Annotated in this window: 18 protein-coding genes; 10 read left to right on the top strand and 8 right to left on the bottom strand. The window is 58.3% G+C overall.

The window, feature by feature from the left end:
- Window position 1 precedes the first annotated feature (1 nt).
- On the bottom strand, window positions 2-1,306 hold the full coding sequence (hmgA, locus tag NTD86_RS20105; RefSeq protein WP_262204860.1) for a homogentisate 1,2-dioxygenase: 1,305 nt from the start codon (window positions 1,304-1,306) through the stop codon (window positions 2-4).
- Window positions 1,307-1,467: 161 nt separating this feature from the next.
- On the opposite strand from hmgA, the gene NTD86_RS20100 reads away from it, so the two are divergent.
- Window positions 1,468-2,286, top strand: coding sequence for an IclR family transcriptional regulator (locus NTD86_RS20100; protein WP_262204857.1), 819 nt, complete (start codon window positions 1,468-1,470; stop codon window positions 2,284-2,286).
- Window positions 2,273-3,184, top strand: coding sequence for a LysR family transcriptional regulator (locus tag NTD86_RS20095; protein WP_262204854.1), 912 nt, complete (start codon window positions 2,273-2,275; stop codon window positions 3,182-3,184). The genes NTD86_RS20100 and NTD86_RS20095 overlap by 14 nt, the downstream gene beginning before the upstream one ends.
- A gap of 63 nt (window positions 3,185-3,247) precedes the next feature.
- Here NTD86_RS20095 and NTD86_RS20090 read toward each other — a convergent pair whose 3' ends face one another.
- The 4 genes from NTD86_RS20090 to NTD86_RS20075 all read right to left on the bottom strand — a co-directional run bounded on the left by NTD86_RS20090 (window position 3,248) and on the right by NTD86_RS20075 (window position 6,254).
- Complete coding sequence (locus NTD86_RS20090) at window positions 3,248-3,976, bottom strand: RibD family protein (RefSeq protein ID WP_262204851.1); 729 nt, start codon at window positions 3,974-3,976, stop codon at window positions 3,248-3,250.
- Window positions 3,976-4,800, bottom strand: coding sequence for an SDR family oxidoreductase (locus tag NTD86_RS20085; RefSeq protein WP_262204849.1), 825 nt, complete (start codon window positions 4,798-4,800; stop codon window positions 3,976-3,978). Before NTD86_RS20085 ends, NTD86_RS20090 begins: the two co-directional genes overlap by 1 nt.
- A 391-nt stretch (window positions 4,801-5,191) precedes the next feature.
- A complete protein-coding gene (locus tag NTD86_RS20080) occupies window positions 5,192-5,878 on the bottom strand; it encodes an LrgB family protein (RefSeq protein WP_262204847.1) in 687 nt (228 codons plus the stop codon).
- A complete protein-coding gene (locus tag NTD86_RS20075; protein WP_262204845.1) occupies window positions 5,868-6,254 on the bottom strand; it encodes a CidA/LrgA family protein in 387 nt (128 codons plus the stop codon). Before NTD86_RS20075 ends, NTD86_RS20080 begins: the two co-directional genes overlap by 11 nt.
- Before the next feature lie 99 nt (window positions 6,255-6,353).
- On the opposite strand from NTD86_RS20075, the gene NTD86_RS20070 reads away from it, so the two are divergent.
- Window positions 6,354-7,253: a LysR family transcriptional regulator gene (locus NTD86_RS20070; RefSeq protein WP_262204843.1), complete on the top strand. Its 900-nt coding sequence runs from the start codon at window positions 6,354-6,356 to the stop codon at window positions 7,251-7,253.
- Here NTD86_RS20070 and NTD86_RS20065 read toward each other — a convergent pair.
- Window positions 7,234-7,689, bottom strand: a complete 456-nt coding sequence (locus NTD86_RS20065; protein WP_262204840.1) for a flavodoxin — start codon at window positions 7,687-7,689, stop codon at window positions 7,234-7,236. The genes NTD86_RS20070 and NTD86_RS20065 overlap by 20 nt on opposite strands.
- 134 nt (window positions 7,690-7,823) lie before the next feature.
- On the opposite strand from NTD86_RS20065, the gene NTD86_RS20060 reads away from it, so the two are divergent.
- Entirely contained in the window at window positions 7,824-8,300 is a 477-nt protein-coding gene (locus tag NTD86_RS20060; RefSeq protein WP_262204837.1) for a PAS domain-containing protein, read from the top strand.
- Here the strand turns inward: NTD86_RS20060 and NTD86_RS20055 are convergent.
- Window positions 8,278-9,225: a MerR family transcriptional regulator gene (locus NTD86_RS20055; RefSeq protein ID WP_262204835.1), complete on the bottom strand. Its 948-nt coding sequence runs from the start codon at window positions 9,223-9,225 to the stop codon at window positions 8,278-8,280. The genes NTD86_RS20060 and NTD86_RS20055 overlap by 23 nt on opposite strands.
- Before the next feature lie 222 nt (window positions 9,226-9,447).
- Here NTD86_RS20055 and NTD86_RS20050 point away from each other — a divergent pair, with 222 nt between their 5' ends.
- The 6 genes from NTD86_RS20050 (at window position 9,448) to NTD86_RS20025 (ending at window position 12,449) form a co-directional block, all read left to right on the top strand.
- Window positions 9,448-10,020, top strand: coding sequence for an antibiotic biosynthesis monooxygenase (locus NTD86_RS20050; RefSeq protein ID WP_262204833.1), 573 nt, complete (start codon window positions 9,448-9,450; stop codon window positions 10,018-10,020).
- Window positions 10,021-10,105: 85 nt separating this feature from the next.
- Window positions 10,106-10,816 (top strand): dihydromonapterin reductase, encoded by a 711-nt coding sequence (gene folM / locus NTD86_RS20045; RefSeq protein ID WP_262204831.1) that lies wholly within the window; start codon window positions 10,106-10,108, stop codon window positions 10,814-10,816.
- A 23-nt stretch (window positions 10,817-10,839) separates the two neighbouring features.
- Window positions 10,840-11,403 (top strand): GTP cyclohydrolase I FolE, encoded by a 564-nt coding sequence (gene folE / locus NTD86_RS20040; protein ID WP_262204828.1) that lies wholly within the window; start codon window positions 10,840-10,842, stop codon window positions 11,401-11,403.
- Window positions 11,403-11,774 carry a dihydroneopterin triphosphate 2'-epimerase gene (gene folX / locus NTD86_RS20035; protein WP_048368312.1) on the top strand — a complete coding sequence of 124 codons (372 nt, stop codon included), beginning with the start codon at window positions 11,403-11,405 and terminating at the stop codon, window positions 11,772-11,774. Before folE ends, folX begins: the two co-directional genes overlap by 1 nt.
- A 44-nt stretch (window positions 11,775-11,818) precedes the next feature.
- Entirely contained in the window at window positions 11,819-12,115 is a 297-nt protein-coding gene (locus NTD86_RS20030; RefSeq protein ID WP_262204827.1) for a DUF1244 domain-containing protein, read from the top strand.
- The gene (locus NTD86_RS20025; protein WP_262204826.1) at window positions 12,108-12,449 is read left to right on the top strand and encodes a HopJ type III effector protein; all 342 of its coding nucleotides are present in this window, start codon (window positions 12,108-12,110) and stop codon (window positions 12,447-12,449) included. Before NTD86_RS20030 ends, NTD86_RS20025 begins: the two co-directional genes overlap by 8 nt.
- Window positions 12,450-12,734: 285 nt before the next feature.
- On the opposite strand, the gene trxB is transcribed toward NTD86_RS20025, so the two are convergent.
- Window positions 12,735-13,700, bottom strand: a complete 966-nt coding sequence (gene trxB / locus NTD86_RS20020) for a thioredoxin-disulfide reductase (protein WP_262204824.1) — start codon at window positions 13,698-13,700, stop codon at window positions 12,735-12,737.
- Between the last annotated feature and the right edge of the window lie 179 nt (window positions 13,701-13,879).

The raw sequence follows: 13,879 nt of genomic DNA, 5'->3' as shown, positions 1-13,879 counted from the left end.
GTTATCTCCGGTTCGGATTAAAGGTCGAGGGTAATGAAGCCCAGCACGCGTCGTACTGCGGTTGCAGTTGTGGGCACTCGAGGGCGAATTGGCTGGGACGCAGCACCTGGCTGGTTTCGAACATGAAGGCCATGGTGTTGTCGATTTTGCTCGGGCTCAGATCCGCCGCAATGGCCTTGGCGCACGTTTCTGCATCCGGACCGTGGGCGCTCATGCAACTGTGCAGCGAAGCGCCGCCGGGCAAAAAGCCTTCAGCCTTGGCGTCGTAGCTGCCTTGGATAAGGCCCATGAATTCGTTCATCAAATTGCGGTGGAACCATGGCGGCCGGAAGGTGTTTTCAGCCACCATCCAGCGCGGCGGAAAGATCACAAAATCGAGGTTGGCCATGCCCGGCACGCTGGTCGGCGAGGTCAGCACGGTGAAGATCGACGGGTCGGGATGATCGAAGCTGACCGTGCCGATGGTGTTAAAACGGCGCAAATCATATTTGTACGGCACATTATTGCCATGCCATGCGACCACGTTGAGCGGCGAGTGGTCCAGCTCACACCCCCATAGCTCGCCAAGAAACTTCTGCACCAGAGTGACCGGTTGCCGGGTGTCCTCGTAGTGTGCCGTCGGTGCTTGGAAGTCACGCGGGTTGGCCAGGCCATTGCTGCCAATCGGCCCCAGGTCGGGCAGGCGCAGCGGTGCGCCATGGTTTTCTGCGAGGTAGCCACGCGCTTGGGCGTCGAGCAGTTCAACGCGGAACTTGAGCCCGCGCGGGATCACGGCAATTTCCAACGGCTCAAGGTCCAGGCGCCCCAACTCGGTGGCGATGCGCAAACGGCCCTGCTCTGGCACCAACAGCAACTCGCCATCGGCATTGAAGAACACGCGCTGCATCGAGGTGTTGGCGCAGTAGCTATAAATGCTGATCCCGGCCGGTTTGTCCGGACCATTGTTGGCAGCCATGCCGACCAGACCGTCGATAAAATCTGTGGGTTCGACAGGTATCGGCAGCGGGTTCCAACGCAAGCGATTGGGCGTCACCGCCCCGAGCGGGCCACCCAACAATTGGCGCTCAAGCTTGATGAAGGCCGGGTGATTGGCGGAGGGCTTGATCCGGTACATCCAGGTTCGCCGCGACTCGCTACGAGCCATGGTGAACGCCGTGCCGGATAACAATTCGGCGTACAAGCCATAGGGGACTTTTTGCGGGGAGTTCTGCCCGACAGGCAATGCACCGGGTAACGCTTCGCTGCTGAATTCGTTGCCAAACCCGGATTGATACGTGAGGGCAGACAATGACGAGTCGAGGTTCATGGAGCCTCCAGAGTGGAGAAGGCAGTGGACTCACACACGCTGGAACCTTGTCTGTGTCACTGCGTTATTTTTATCGTAATCGAATTACGCATAACGTAATTTGATTGGTAATCAGCGTCAAGCTATAAAGACGCCCATTCCTCCCGAGAACCCGCGCCTCCATGCAAAAGCCTCCCAGCTCCACTGACAGCACCGGCAAACAGAAAGTGCGCTCCGCAGAAGTCGGTACCGACATCCTCAAGGCCTTGGCCCAGTTGTCACCTTCGACCTCGTTATCGCGCTTGGCCGAACATGTGCAAATGCCGGCGAGCAAGGTTCACCGTTACTTGCAGGCGCTGATTGCGAGCGGGTTTGCCGAACAAAATACCGCCACCAACCATTACGCCCTGGGCCGCGAAGCGTTGCGCGTTGGCCTGGCCGCGCTCAATAGCATGGACGTGTTGAAAGTCGCCGCCCTGCCGATGGCTGAGCTGCGGGATGAGCTGAACGAAACCTGTTTTCTGGCGGTGTGGGGTAATCAAGGGGCGACCGTGGTGCACATTGAAGCCGCCGTTCGCGCGGTCACGGTGGTGACCAAACTGGGCTCGGTGCTGCCGCTGCTGAGCTCCTCCACGGGGTTGGTGTTCAACGCCTTTTTACCAGACCGCGAAACCGCCGAACTACGCGAACTGGAACTCACCACCGAGCAACTGCACCCACTGCAACCTGCCACGGCCTACGCTGCGATCAGCGAGCAGATTCGTGCCCGCGGCCTGCATTTTGTACATGGCTTGTTGATGCCCGGCGTCGATGCCTTATCGGCCCCCGTGTTTGAGGCAACCGGCAAGGTGGCGGGTGTGTTGACCGTGGTGGGCCCCACTTCGCTGTTCCATGCCGATGAACATGGCCCGGCCGCGCAGCGTCTGCTGGCCGCCGCCAACGCCATCAGTTGGCGCATGGGCTTCCAACCCGTCCAGGCCGCGCTCGATGAAACCCAGTAAAACCACCTTGTTCGACTTGCATGCGGTGTTGGCCATCAGCACCCACAGGAGCTTTCGCAAGGCGGCCGATGAACTCGAGATATCAGCGTCGGCATTGAGCCACGCCATCACCAATCTGGAAGCCCGCATGGGCACCCGGTTGTTTAACCGGACCACCCGCTCGGTGTCGCTGTCAGAAGCGGGCAAAGTGTTTGTCGAACGCATCGGCCCGGCGCTTGATGCGATTCAACTGGCCGAAGAAGACCTCAATGCCTTCCGGCAATCGCCCCAGGGCACGCTGCGCATCAGCGCTTCGGAAACGGCCGCACGGATTGTGCTGTACCCGGCATTCACGGCATTTTTGCAGCGTTTTCCAGATATGCAGGTCGAGTTCGTAGTGCAGGAAGGGTTGGTCGATATCGTGGCGGACAACTTGGATGCAGGCATCCGCCTGCACGATCAAGTGCCAAAAGACATGATTGCCGTGGCCTTGGGCCCGGAAGTGTTTCGCCCACTGGTGGTCGCCTCCCCCGACTACCTCGCCTGCCACGGAACGCCCCAATCACCCGATGAACTGAGTCAGCACAACTGCCTGGCCTACCGTTTTTCGAACGGGCAAATCTACCACTGGGAGTTTGTGCGCGGGCATGAGCGTACGCTGATCAAGCCGCAAGGCAATTTCATCGTCAATGCCCAGACCTTGATCGTCGAAGGCGCCAAACACGGTGCGGGGATCGCCTACGTCGATGACGCCAGCGTCAGGGCCGAAGTCGACAGGGGCGCATTGGTCCCCTTGCTGCTCGACTGGTGCGAGCCCTTCTCAGGGCTGGCGCTTTATTACCCAGGGCATCGGCTTGTGCCATCTGGATTGCGGGCATTGATAGACAGTTTGCGCAGTGATCGCCCGCTTAAAAACTGACCTTGCTCGCGAACCTTTAAACGATCAAAAGATCGCGAGGCAAGCTCGCTCCTACGGGGTTTATCAGAGTGACGGCTTGAACTGGTAGCGCAGCCAGACTGTGCCTTCGGCCACTTGTTCAATGCTCATCAGGGTCAAGGGCAATGCGCTGTCGGTTGAACGGCTGGCTAAGTGTTGAAACACGTCGGTTTCTTCAACGTCATGACTGACGATCGGCGCAACCACCAGGCTGATCTCGTCAATCAACTGCGCCTGCAGAAAGTACTCATTGGTCTTGCCGCCACCCGAGAGCACGAGGGTGTCAATGCCCAGCAACCGGTTGAGTTTGTGCAAAGCTAATCGAGCGTCCAGCGAGTTGTCCCCTGCGAAGATGTATGAGATCTCGCGCTTCCTGAGGAAGTCCCTGTACGCGGCCGGTGCTTTGTCTGTCAGCAACACCACTACATGGCAAGGCGGGCGATCCATGTATTCAATGATGTTGCGCTGCCAGCCCAGTTTGCCAGCCGTGTCCACCACAACCAGGTAAGCGTCTGCCGCAGGGTCGGCGATAAAGTCCTCACGCGGGTACAACAGCGCATTATCGTCCAGCACGGGTGCTCGGCCTTGGGTGAAGTGCTCCTCCATCGACGCACGGCCGCTCAAGTAAGCGCGGCTGTTGAACGTCTCATTGGTGGTCTCATACGCGCTGATTGCCGCCAGCGTGTGTGGGTCCTTTAAAAAACTACCCGTGGTTTTGCCATTGATCGACGTCAACATATGGCAGATGACGTAGGGCCTGTTCGACGCACGCATCAGTTCACACCAGGAAACTGGGCCCGCATGAAGCGCTCGTAGGCGTGATCATCCAACTCGCGCCGCGCCTTGACCAAATGCTCCACGCCATACGGCGCGCAATAACGCAGACGGTCAGTGCCATCGGTGGCGGCAGCATAAATGTCTTGCGCAACCTGCTGCGGCGTGGCCACGCCTTCGGCCAGCTTGGCCATGGCTTGCTCGGTGCGGGCCAGAAAAACGTCGTAACCCGGCACGTTGCCATCACCGTTGCTCTCGCGAGCAGAGCGCTCATGGAAAGGCGTCATAATCCCGCCCGGCTCGAACAGCTTGACGACAATATTCTGCGAGGCCAATTCATAGGCAATCGATTCGGTAAAGCCTTCGAGGGCGAACTTGGTCGCGAGGTACACCGAGCTGTTGGGCAGGCCGAAAATACCGCCACAGGAACCGACGTTCAGGATCATCCCACCGCCCTGCTGGCGGAAAATCGGGATGACACGCTGAATCACATTGATGACGCCGAACACATTGACATCGAAATTTTTACGGACCTTTTCAATGGGCATCCCTTCGATCACTCCGTACTGGCCATAGCCCGCATTGTTGATAACCAGATCAATACGGCCAAAGCGCTCCACCGCGACTTTCAGCGCGTTGTCGATGCTCGCGGTGTCTTCGACATCCAGGCGCACCACCTCCAGGTTCGCAATGCCCTCCAACCCATGCGCGGCGTCGGGATTGCGCAGGGTCGCGACCACATTGAAGCCGTGCTCGGCAAAATATTTGGCCGTTGCGGCGCCAACGCCACTGGAACTGCCTGTGATTAACATGGTTTTTTTCATGTGGATCCCCTTTCAGAAGTCCGACCAGTCTGAGCGGGAAACAACGTCGGTTTAAGACCGAAATCAGGGATGCCTTAGTGAACGATTTGCATGAATCGCTTCACTGCACATGCCGTGGCAAGCCGCGACGCAGAGCGTTGCAGGACCCGAGGACTATTGCCTAATTTGTAACAGAGCTTGTCATAAACCGGTCTTACTCCCAGGCCAGCGAGCCCTTATTCTTGCCGCACTTGCCGGGCACAACCCGCCCGCCAGAGCATCGAGTCTCAGCGATTCTGCTCGAACTGTTTACCCTGACGTTGATTTGCTGCTCCTTGATGAACGTCTTCCTTGGCCGCTGTTTTACAGCGGCCTTTTTTATGCCCGAAATTTGAAATACCCCTTGTGGATTTCAAACCACCAGCATCAGCAAAGGCGCGGCCAGCAAGTTGAGAATCCCGGTCAGGACCATGACCAGCCCCGCCACCGAGCCTTCTTCGCTGCCCACTTCCCGGGCACGACTGACACCCGCCCCGTGCGCACCGACGGCAAACAGCGCGCCGCGCGCCAGGCTGCTGCGCAACGGCAACCACTTGAGCAGGATGCCGCCCAGCATCGCGCCAAAGACTCCGGTGAACATCACGAACACTGCCGTGAGCTCCGGCACTCCGCCCAGGCTTTGCGCCACGGGCATGGCAAACGGTGTAGTAATTGAACGCGGCACCAACGACAAAGTGAGAGAGGTATCGAGCGCCAGCGCCTTGGCCAGCCAGTACGAGCTGCCAATCGACGCTAGGCTGCCCGCCAGCATGCCCAGCAACAACGCCAGCCAATGCCGCGCCAGCAAGGCACGTTGCTGCCAGATCGGCACAGCGAACGCCACGGTCACCGGGCCCAGCACCAGCATCAGCCAATGGGTATCACGGGAGTATTCGGCGTAGGCGGTGTGCAACGGCGCGGCGACCGCCAGCAATAAAGCAGGCACCAATATCAACGGTGAAAACAGATAGCGCCCTGTGCGTCGGTACAGCCAGCGGCTCAAGCCATAGGTTGCCAGCGTAAAAAACAGCCAGAACATCGACATCCATTCAAGCTTCATGACGTAGCTTCCAGCGGCACACCGCTTCGACGGTAAATGCCGTGACGATCATCACCAGCACGGTGCTGATGCCAATCACCAGCAAGATGCGCCAGCCTTCATTGCGCACCAATGCGCCGTAATCGAGCAGGCTCATCAAGGCGGGGATGAAAAACAGCAGCATCTCGGCCATCAGCACTCCGGCCCCTAACTGCAACGTCGCGGGTTTGACCCAGCCCAGGGCAAACGCCAGCAGCAACAGGGCCATGCCCATCACACCGCCCGGGATCGGCACGTGCAGCCACGCGGCGATCTGGCTGCCCAAAAAATAAATAGCCAGCAATACGGTAATTTCAGTGATCAACCGACCCACACGTTTTACATCGAAGCGTTTCATATTGTTTCCAGTCCAGACAGAGCTCCAGTTTAAAGATGCACCTTCCATACCTGAAACGAATTGTTAGACTGACCGACATTCCAATCTGGAATCACACTCATGGAATTCAAACAACTACGCACCTTTGTGTCAGTGGCGCGCCATGGCGGTTTTACCCAGGCCGCCCAGCACCTGCACATCAGCCAATCGGCGGTGAGCAAACAGGTTGCGCAACTGGAACACAGCCTCAGCACGCCGCTGTTCGATCGGCTGGGTTCACAGGTGCGCCTCACTGCCGCCGGAAGCGTGGTGCTGCAACGCGCCGAAGGCCTGCTGAGGTTGCACAATGAACTACTCAGTGAGCTGGATGACTTGAGCCACTTGGCCCGGGGCGAATTGAAACTCGGGCTGCCACTACTGGGCGGGAACGCTCTGTTTGCCAATCTGTTTGCCGAATATCGCCGCCGCTATCCCAATATCAAGGTGCAGTTGCTCGAAGGCGGCAGCCTGAATATTGAACAGGCCGTGTTGAGCGGCGAGCTGGAGCTGGGTGGCAGCCTGACCCCGAAACACGGCCACACCTTTTCCTACCAACCCTTTTGTGACGAGCCGCTGGATGCCTTGCTGCCAGCCGATCACCCACTGGCCGAAGATGGCAGCGTGCGACTGGAGCAATTGGCCGAGACCCCGTTTTTGCTCTATCAGCGCAGTTTTGTGCTCAACGATCGCGTGGTGCAGGCCTGCCAGCAAATGGGCTTTACCCCCATAGAAGGCGGCCGCAGCGCCCAGTCGGACTTTTTGGTGGCGTTGGTGGCGGCAGGCCAAGGCGTAGTGCTGTTGCCCAGCGTGGTTGCCCGCGAACTGGTGCGCCCTGACGTGGTGCGCTTGAAGCTCATTGCTCCGGACTATCTGCGCTGGGACATTGCCTTTATCTGGCGCGAAGGCGCGTATTTGTCACGCGCAGCTCAAGCCTGGCTGGAGCTGCTGCGTGAGCGGCCGATTACTGGCTCAGTGCTGTGATGAAGTCTTGCACCCACGGCTCGGAGTCGCCTTCCGGGTTAACGGTTTCGCTGGCATCCAGACGAAGCATCGGCTGCACTTCGCGCAGGCCCAGCTCGGCAAACAGCTCTGTCATCTGCTCACCGCCACCGCAGTAGGTATCGCCGTAGCTCGAATCGCCCAAGGCGATCACAGCGCCCGGCAGACCGCGCCAGGCGGGAGGCAGCAGATCACGGATTTGGCTGTACAACGGCATCAGGTTATCTGGCAGTTCGCCCATGCCGGTGGTGGAAGTCACCGCCAAAAAAGCATCAGGTTCAAAGGCCTCGATATCGGCCAGGCTGACGCGCGGATTGAACAAAACCTCAAAACCGGCATCGGCCAGCAGTTGCTTGGCATTACGGGCGACTTCTTCTGCGGTGCCGTACACCGAGCCGGAAAGGATGGCGACTTTCATCAATCTGATCCTGTAACTGACTAAAAGGCAGGGATACTAACAGGTGCCACGGCGCTTTCGGTGATAGCACGTGGACAGCTTGTCGCGATGTCCTAGAATGACTTGAATTTATCTGACCTCTGGAGTGCTGCACCATGATCAATGCCCGTTTACTGCAACGCATGGTGGACGCGTCCCAGGACGGTATCGTGGTGGCTGAACAGGAAGGTGAGGACAATATCCTTATTTACGTCAACAAAGCGTTTGAAGCGTTGACGGGCTACAGCAGCGACGACATTTTGTATCAGGACTGCCGCTTTTTGCAGTCCGGCGACCGCGACCAGACCGGTCTGCAGTTGATCCGCGAGGCCATCATCCGCGGTGAACCCACACGTCAGGTACTGCGCAATTACCGCAAGGACGGCTCGCACTTCTGGAACGAACTGTCGATCACCCCCGTGTTCAACGACAGCGATCAACTGACCTACTTTATTGGTGTGCAAAAAGATGTCACCCAGCAGGTCAAGGCCCAGCAAAAAGCGGCCCAGCTGGAAATCGAACTGGCGGCCGTCAAGGCAGAACTGGAAGCCCTGAAAGCCGCAAATCGCGTCAGCGAACCGCAGCTTCCCTGAGTTCAGCGTCCAGACGCTGGTTCATCAGCCGGGCTTCGCTGCCCAGACAAACAATTGATGAGCCGGCCAGCGCTTCTTGCGCCACATTCGCCGCCTCACCGGCCAGCGCCAACGAATAATCAAGGGATTGTGCCAAACGTAATAATCGGCGTTGATGAGCCGCGCTCAACACGTGATGGGCGAACACCACCACGGCCTGCGGCTTAACCTTCTCACCAATCAGTGGCAATTCGTCCAGCGGCTGACCGATAGCCAACACCTTGATAGCGCGGTCATTGCGGCTCAGCAGTAAACCGGCGACCAACAGCTGCAGTTCACGACACAGCTCAGGCAGCCCTACCAGCAGCACGCATTCGCGGGCATCCGTCGGCTGCAGGTGCAGACGCTGTTGCACGCGGCCACGCAAGAAACCATCGAGCAGCAACCATTCACTGGTGCGGCCGAATTCATCCTGAACTTTCAACAATTGCTGCCAGAGCGGCATGAAGATGCGCTGGAACACGATGTCGAGCGGGTAACTGGAGAAGATCTGCCCGTAGAGGCGATCCAGCTCGATTTCGTTGAAGGCACTGAGCGCACCTTGAACCCGCGATTGCCACTGTGCGTACTCGTCTGCCAGGGCTTCTCGCGGCATGTTCTCAGCAGTTGCCGGTCGCGCCAGCAATTCAGCCACTTTACTGACAGCAACGCCGCGCTCAAGCCAGCCCATGACCTGACGCACTGCCTCAATATCGCTCATCGTGTACAACCGATGCCCTGTTTCGGTGCGTGTCGGCTGTATCAAACCATAGCGCCGCTCCCAGGCACGCAACGTCACCGGGTTAACTCCGGTGAGTCGGGCAACTTCCCTGATCGGGTATAAACCCGGCAGTTCAGGCTCATCGGTCGCTAGCGCAACGGGCTCAATTTCAGTCATCACGGGCATTATCAGGGCCTGGAGCAAAGGTGTTTGGAGGGATTCTACGCTCCCTGCCACTGCCTGTGGAGGCGAGCTTGCCAAGAGCGCTTGCCGAGCAGGGTAAACGTGCAGGCTCAGCAGCTCATTAAGGAACAATCCTTGCTTGTTTTTTCACACACGGCCCACCACCCCGGCGCTGTGTTTTGTGATTGCCCTACCCGGGCAGCATCAGCCTCATGGAGATACACAATGTCTACCGCCCCTGTCACCTTGATGGTCGCGCGCCGTGTCGCGAAAGGCCGTTACCAGGAAATGATCGCCTGGCTGCACGAAGGCGAACAATTAGCCACCGACTTTCCCGGTTATCTGGGCTCAGGCGTTCTGGCACCGCCTCCGGGCGACGATGAGTTTCAGATGGTGTTCCGCTTTGCCGACGAATCCACGTTGCATGCCTGGGAACACTCCGTTTCGCGCAAGGCCTGGCTGCAACGCGGCAGCCACTTGTTCGCCCACCCCTCAGAACATCGGGTCAGCGGAATTGATGGCTGGTTCGCCAGCGCTCAACGCCCTCCCCGCTGGAAACAGGCCGTGGCTATCTGGCTGGCGTTCTTTCCCGTATCACTGTTGTTTAACTTTGCTCTGGGCCCGCTCCTGGGCGAGTTGAGCCTATTGCCGCGCGTGTTCGTCAGCACCCTCGCCCTGACGCCATTGATGGTTTACTGGTTTATCCCGCTCTCGACCCATTTGCTCGCGGGCTGGCTGCACAGTTCATCCAACAAAACGGTGGCCAACGCCATCACGGCCCACCCCACCAAACACTGATTCAGGCTTGGCCGTTCTGTCGCGGACGCTGGTATAGTTTGATTTTCTCTTAAAACTATTCCTGTTTTCCCACACAGAGTCCGTCATGTTCTCTCCCACAGCTCCGATTCTGATCACAGGCGCGGGCCAGCGTGTTGGTTTGCATTGCGCAAAACAACTGCTGGCGGCCGGCTTTTCCGTGATTGTCAGCTATCGAACCGACAAGCCGGGTGTCCAGGCTTTGCGCGAGCTGGGTGCGACAGCGTTGTATGCCGACTTTTCCACAGAAGCCGGCATTCTCGACTTTATTGAACGCCTTAAAAGCCATACCGACTGCTTGCGGGCCATTGTGCACAATGCCTCGGCATGGCTGGCGGAAACACCCGGGACCGAAACCAGCGCCTTTGCACAGATGTTCAGCGTGCACATGCTCGCCCCGTATCTGATCAACCTGCATTGCCGTGCGTTATTGTTGCGCTCAAGCCCGGCGGACATCGTCCATATCAGCGATGACGTGACGCGCAAAGGCAGCAGCAAGCACATCGCCTATTGCGCCACCAAGGCTGGCCTCGACAGCTTGACGCTGTCGTTTGCCGCGCAACTGGCGCCCCACATCAAAGTCAACGGCATCGCCCCGGCCTTGCTGATGTTCAACCCTGACGACGACGCGGCGTATCGCGCCAAAGCCTTGGCCAAGTCTGCACTGGGCTTCGAGCCTGGCGCCGAGGTGATTTATCAAAGCCTGCGCTACCTGCTGGATAACCCGTACGTGACCGGCACTACCTTGACCGTCAATGGCGGACGACACGTCAAGTAAGACGTCCGCGAGGAAACACTTTCATGAGCACATCATTGCCTGAGCATTACCGCGAGATCCTGGTCGGCCTCGGTGAAAACCCTGAACGCGAAGGCCTGCTCGACACACCCAAGCGCGCTGCCAAAGCCATGCAGTATCTGTGTCATGGCTACAGCCAGAGCGTTGAAGAAATCGTCAATGGCGCCCTGTTTGCCTCTGACAGCGATGAAATGGTGATTGTCGCCGACATCGAGCTGTACTCGTTGTGCGAACACCACCTGCTGCCCTTTATCGGCAAGGCACACGTGGCCTACATCCCGACCGGCAAAGTTCTGGGGTTATCGAAAGTGGCCCGCATCGTCGACATGTTTGCCCGCCGGCTGCAAATCCAGGAAAACCTCACCCGCGAAATCGCCGACGCCATCCAGAGCATTACCCAGGCCGCCGGCGTTGCCGTGGTGATCGAAGCCAAGCACATGTGCATGATGATGCGCGGTGTAGAAAAACAGAATTCGACCATGAACACCTCGGTCATGCTTGGCGCGTTCCGCGACTCGAGCAGCACCCGCATGGAGTTTCTGCAATTGATTGGACGGAGCAAGTCGTAATGCCACAACTTCAGCCAGGAACGGCCCGCATCCGTGTCAAAGACCTGCGTCTGCGCACCTTTATCGGGATCAATGAGGATGAAATCCTCAACAAGCAGGATGTGCTGATCAACCTCACCATCCTGTATGCCGCGCAAGAAGCAGTGCGTGACAACGACATCGACCACGCCCTGAACTACCGGACCATCACCAAGGCGGTGATTCAGCACGTAGAAGAAAACCGCTTCGCCCTGCTTGAGCGCCTGACACAGGAACTGCTGGACCTGGTGATGAGCAACACCGCCGTGCAGTACGCCGAAGTCGAAGTCGACAAACCCCACGCCCTGCGCTTTGCTGAATCGGTATCGATTACGCTAGCGGCTTGTCGATAAGCGCCAAGCTGCTTCCCCCTGTCCCGAACACAACGAGAACGCCAATGACGCCCCAAGAACGCCTGGAACTTGAAGCAGCTGCCTTTCGCCGCCTTGTGGCGCATTTGGACAGCCGCAAAGACGTGCAGAACATCGACCTGATGAACCTCTCGGGGTTTTGCCGTAATTGCCTGTCCAAGTGGTACAAGGCCGAGGCAGACGAGCGTCAGATCGAGCTGAGCCTCGATGACGCTCGTGAAGTGGTCTACGGCATGCCGTACGCCGAATGGAAATCCCTCTACCAGAAAGAAGCCAGCGCCGAACAAGTGGCGGCGTTTGCCAAAGGAAAACAGCATGACTGATTTGCACACCCTGCGCGCCAGCCTCAATAGTGGCGAACACGTATTCGCTGACACGCTGGCCTTTGTCGCCGCGCAGTACGATTACCAACCGCAGGCTTTTAACAACGGCGGCGTCGAGAACGCGGCCGGTCAGAACGAAGGCTCATGCAAGACTCTGGGCCTGGCCCTGCTCGAAGGGTTGAGCGATCAAGAAGCACTGCTGGCGTTCGGCGAACACTACCGCTCGGTACTGGCAACGCCTGAAGGCACTGACCACGGCAATATCCGCGCGCTGATTGCGCACGGGTTGGCCGGGGTCAAGTTCCAGGCCCAACCGCTGACCCGCAAGGCTTAAAAAGCCTTGCAGGAGGCGGCGCCCCGTCTTCGACGCTGCGCTGTCGCGCCGCAAGCAGGCCACCGAATATCTTCAGCATCCCCCAATCGGTTCCCTCTCCTTCGGGAGAGGGCTAGGGTGAGGGGCTTTTGATTTGAGAGGGTTTGAGTACCTTATCCATTGCTGCAGCAACGGCCACTTAGGGTTCCGGCCTTACGCCGTGCTACTTTGAAAAGCGCAAAGTGCGCCAAACGCTTTTTGCCCGTAAAAAAACCGGCCGAAGCCGGTTTTTTCAGACACTGCGGATTACTTGAACTCAGCGTTCTGCAAGCCGTCCAGGTAACGCTCGGTGTCCAGTGCCGCCATGCAGCCGGCACCGGCCGAGGTGATGGCCTGGCGGTAAACGTGGTCTGCCACGTCGCCCGCCGCGAACACGCCTTCGATGCTGGTCGCAGTGGCGTTGCCTTCACGGCCGCCCTTCACCACCATGTAGCCGTCTTTAAGCTCCAGTTGGCCTTCAAACAGCGAGGTGTTCGGCGTGTGGCCGATGGCAATGAATACGCCGTCGACTTTGATTTCATCGAAGCTGCCGTCGTTGTTCTTCAGACGAGCACCGGTCACGCCCATGTTGTCGCCCAGAACTTCGTCCAGGGTGGCGTTCAACTTGAACTCGATCTTGCCTTCAGCCACACGGGCGTTCAGCTTGTCGATCAGGATTTTTTCAGCGCGGAAGGTTTCGCGGCGGTGAACCAAAGTCACTTTGCTGGCGATGTTGGCCAGGTACAGCGCCTCTTCAACCGCGGTGTTACCACCGCCTACGACAGCTACCGGTTTGTTGCGGTAGAAGAAACCGTCGCACGTTGCGCAGGCCGAAACACCTTTGCCCATGAACGCTTCTTCAGACGGCAGGCCCAGGTAGCGCGCGCTGGCACCTGTGGCGATGATCAGTGCGTCGCAGGTGTAAGTGCCGCTGTCGCCCGTCAGGCTGAACGGTTTGTTTTTCAGATCGACGGCATTGATGTGATCAAACACGATCTCGGTTTCAAAACGCTCGGCGTGCTCACGCATGCGCTCCATCAGAGCCGGACCGGTCAGGCCATGAACGTCGCCCGGCCAGTTGTCGACTTCAGTGGTGGTGGTCAGTTGACCGCCCGCCTGCATGCCCGTGATCAGCAGTGGTTTGAGGTTAGCCCGGGCAGCATAAACCGCGGCGCTGTAGCCGGCAGGGCCAGAACCCAGAATAATCACACGCGAATGACGTACTTCAGACATGACTCACTCCTAAGGCCGCCCGTGTAGAAATAAGGGCGGAACGCCGATTTACCGGCTGGAATAAAAAGAAACCGCTCACCTGCTCAGGCCAAGCCTGTAACCCGCAGGTCCTGAAAAATGTAGGTGCAGCGTATATAGGCCGCTGAGAGTAAGGAAATACGCATTAACAATCCAGCTCA

The sequence above is a fragment of the Pseudomonas sp. 7P_10.2_Bac1 genome (genome assembly GCF_025465935.1).
GTDB lineage: Bacteria > Pseudomonadota > Gammaproteobacteria > Pseudomonadales > Pseudomonadaceae > Aquipseudomonas.
This window is presented reverse-complemented; position numbering and strand designations above follow the sequence as displayed.

Bases quoted from the DNA above. Each gene is read 5' to 3' on its own strand.
- NTD86_RS20060 (WP_262204837.1), top strand. From the start codon at position 7,824: ATGATCAATGCCCGTTTACTGCAACGCATGGTGGACGCGTCCCAGGAC.
- folE (WP_262204828.1), top strand. From the start codon at position 10,840: ATGAGCACATCATTGCCTGAGCATTACCGCGAGATCCTGGTCGGCCTC.
- NTD86_RS20075 (WP_262204845.1), bottom strand. From the start codon at position 6,254: ATGAAACGCTTCGATGTAAAACGTGTGGGTCGGTTGATCACTGAAATT.
- NTD86_RS20080 (WP_262204847.1), bottom strand. From the start codon at position 5,878: ATGAAGCTTGAATGGATGTCGATGTTCTGGCTGTTTTTTACGCTGGCA.
- NTD86_RS20070 (WP_262204843.1), top strand. From the start codon at position 6,354: ATGGAATTCAAACAACTACGCACCTTTGTGTCAGTGGCGCGCCATGGC.
- NTD86_RS20025 (WP_262204826.1), top strand. From the start codon at position 12,108: ATGACTGATTTGCACACCCTGCGCGCCAGCCTCAATAGTGGCGAACAC.
- trxB (WP_262204824.1), bottom strand. From the start codon at position 13,700: ATGTCTGAAGTACGTCATTCGCGTGTGATTATTCTGGGTTCTGGCCCT.
- NTD86_RS20090 (WP_262204851.1), bottom strand. From the start codon at position 3,976: ATGCGTGCGTCGAACAGGCCCTACGTCATCTGCCATATGTTGACGTCG.
- folX (WP_048368312.1), top strand. From the start codon at position 11,403: ATGCCACAACTTCAGCCAGGAACGGCCCGCATCCGTGTCAAAGACCTG.
- NTD86_RS20030 (WP_262204827.1), top strand. From the start codon at position 11,819: ATGACGCCCCAAGAACGCCTGGAACTTGAAGCAGCTGCCTTTCGCCGC.
- folM (WP_262204831.1), top strand. From the start codon at position 10,106: ATGTTCTCTCCCACAGCTCCGATTCTGATCACAGGCGCGGGCCAGCGT.
- NTD86_RS20050 (WP_262204833.1), top strand. From the start codon at position 9,448: ATGTCTACCGCCCCTGTCACCTTGATGGTCGCGCGCCGTGTCGCGAAA.
- NTD86_RS20100 (WP_262204857.1), top strand. From the start codon at position 1,468: ATGCAAAAGCCTCCCAGCTCCACTGACAGCACCGGCAAACAGAAAGTG.
- NTD86_RS20065 (WP_262204840.1), bottom strand. From the start codon at position 7,689: ATGAAAGTCGCCATCCTTTCCGGCTCGGTGTACGGCACCGCAGAAGAA.
- NTD86_RS20095 (WP_262204854.1), top strand. From the start codon at position 2,273: ATGAAACCCAGTAAAACCACCTTGTTCGACTTGCATGCGGTGTTGGCC.
- hmgA (WP_262204860.1), bottom strand. From the start codon at position 1,306: ATGAACCTCGACTCGTCATTGTCTGCCCTCACGTATCAATCCGGGTTT.
- NTD86_RS20085 (WP_262204849.1), bottom strand. From the start codon at position 4,800: ATGAAAAAAACCATGTTAATCACAGGCAGTTCCAGTGGCGTTGGCGCC.
- NTD86_RS20055 (WP_262204835.1), bottom strand. From the start codon at position 9,225: ATGCCCGTGATGACTGAAATTGAGCCCGTTGCGCTAGCGACCGATGAG.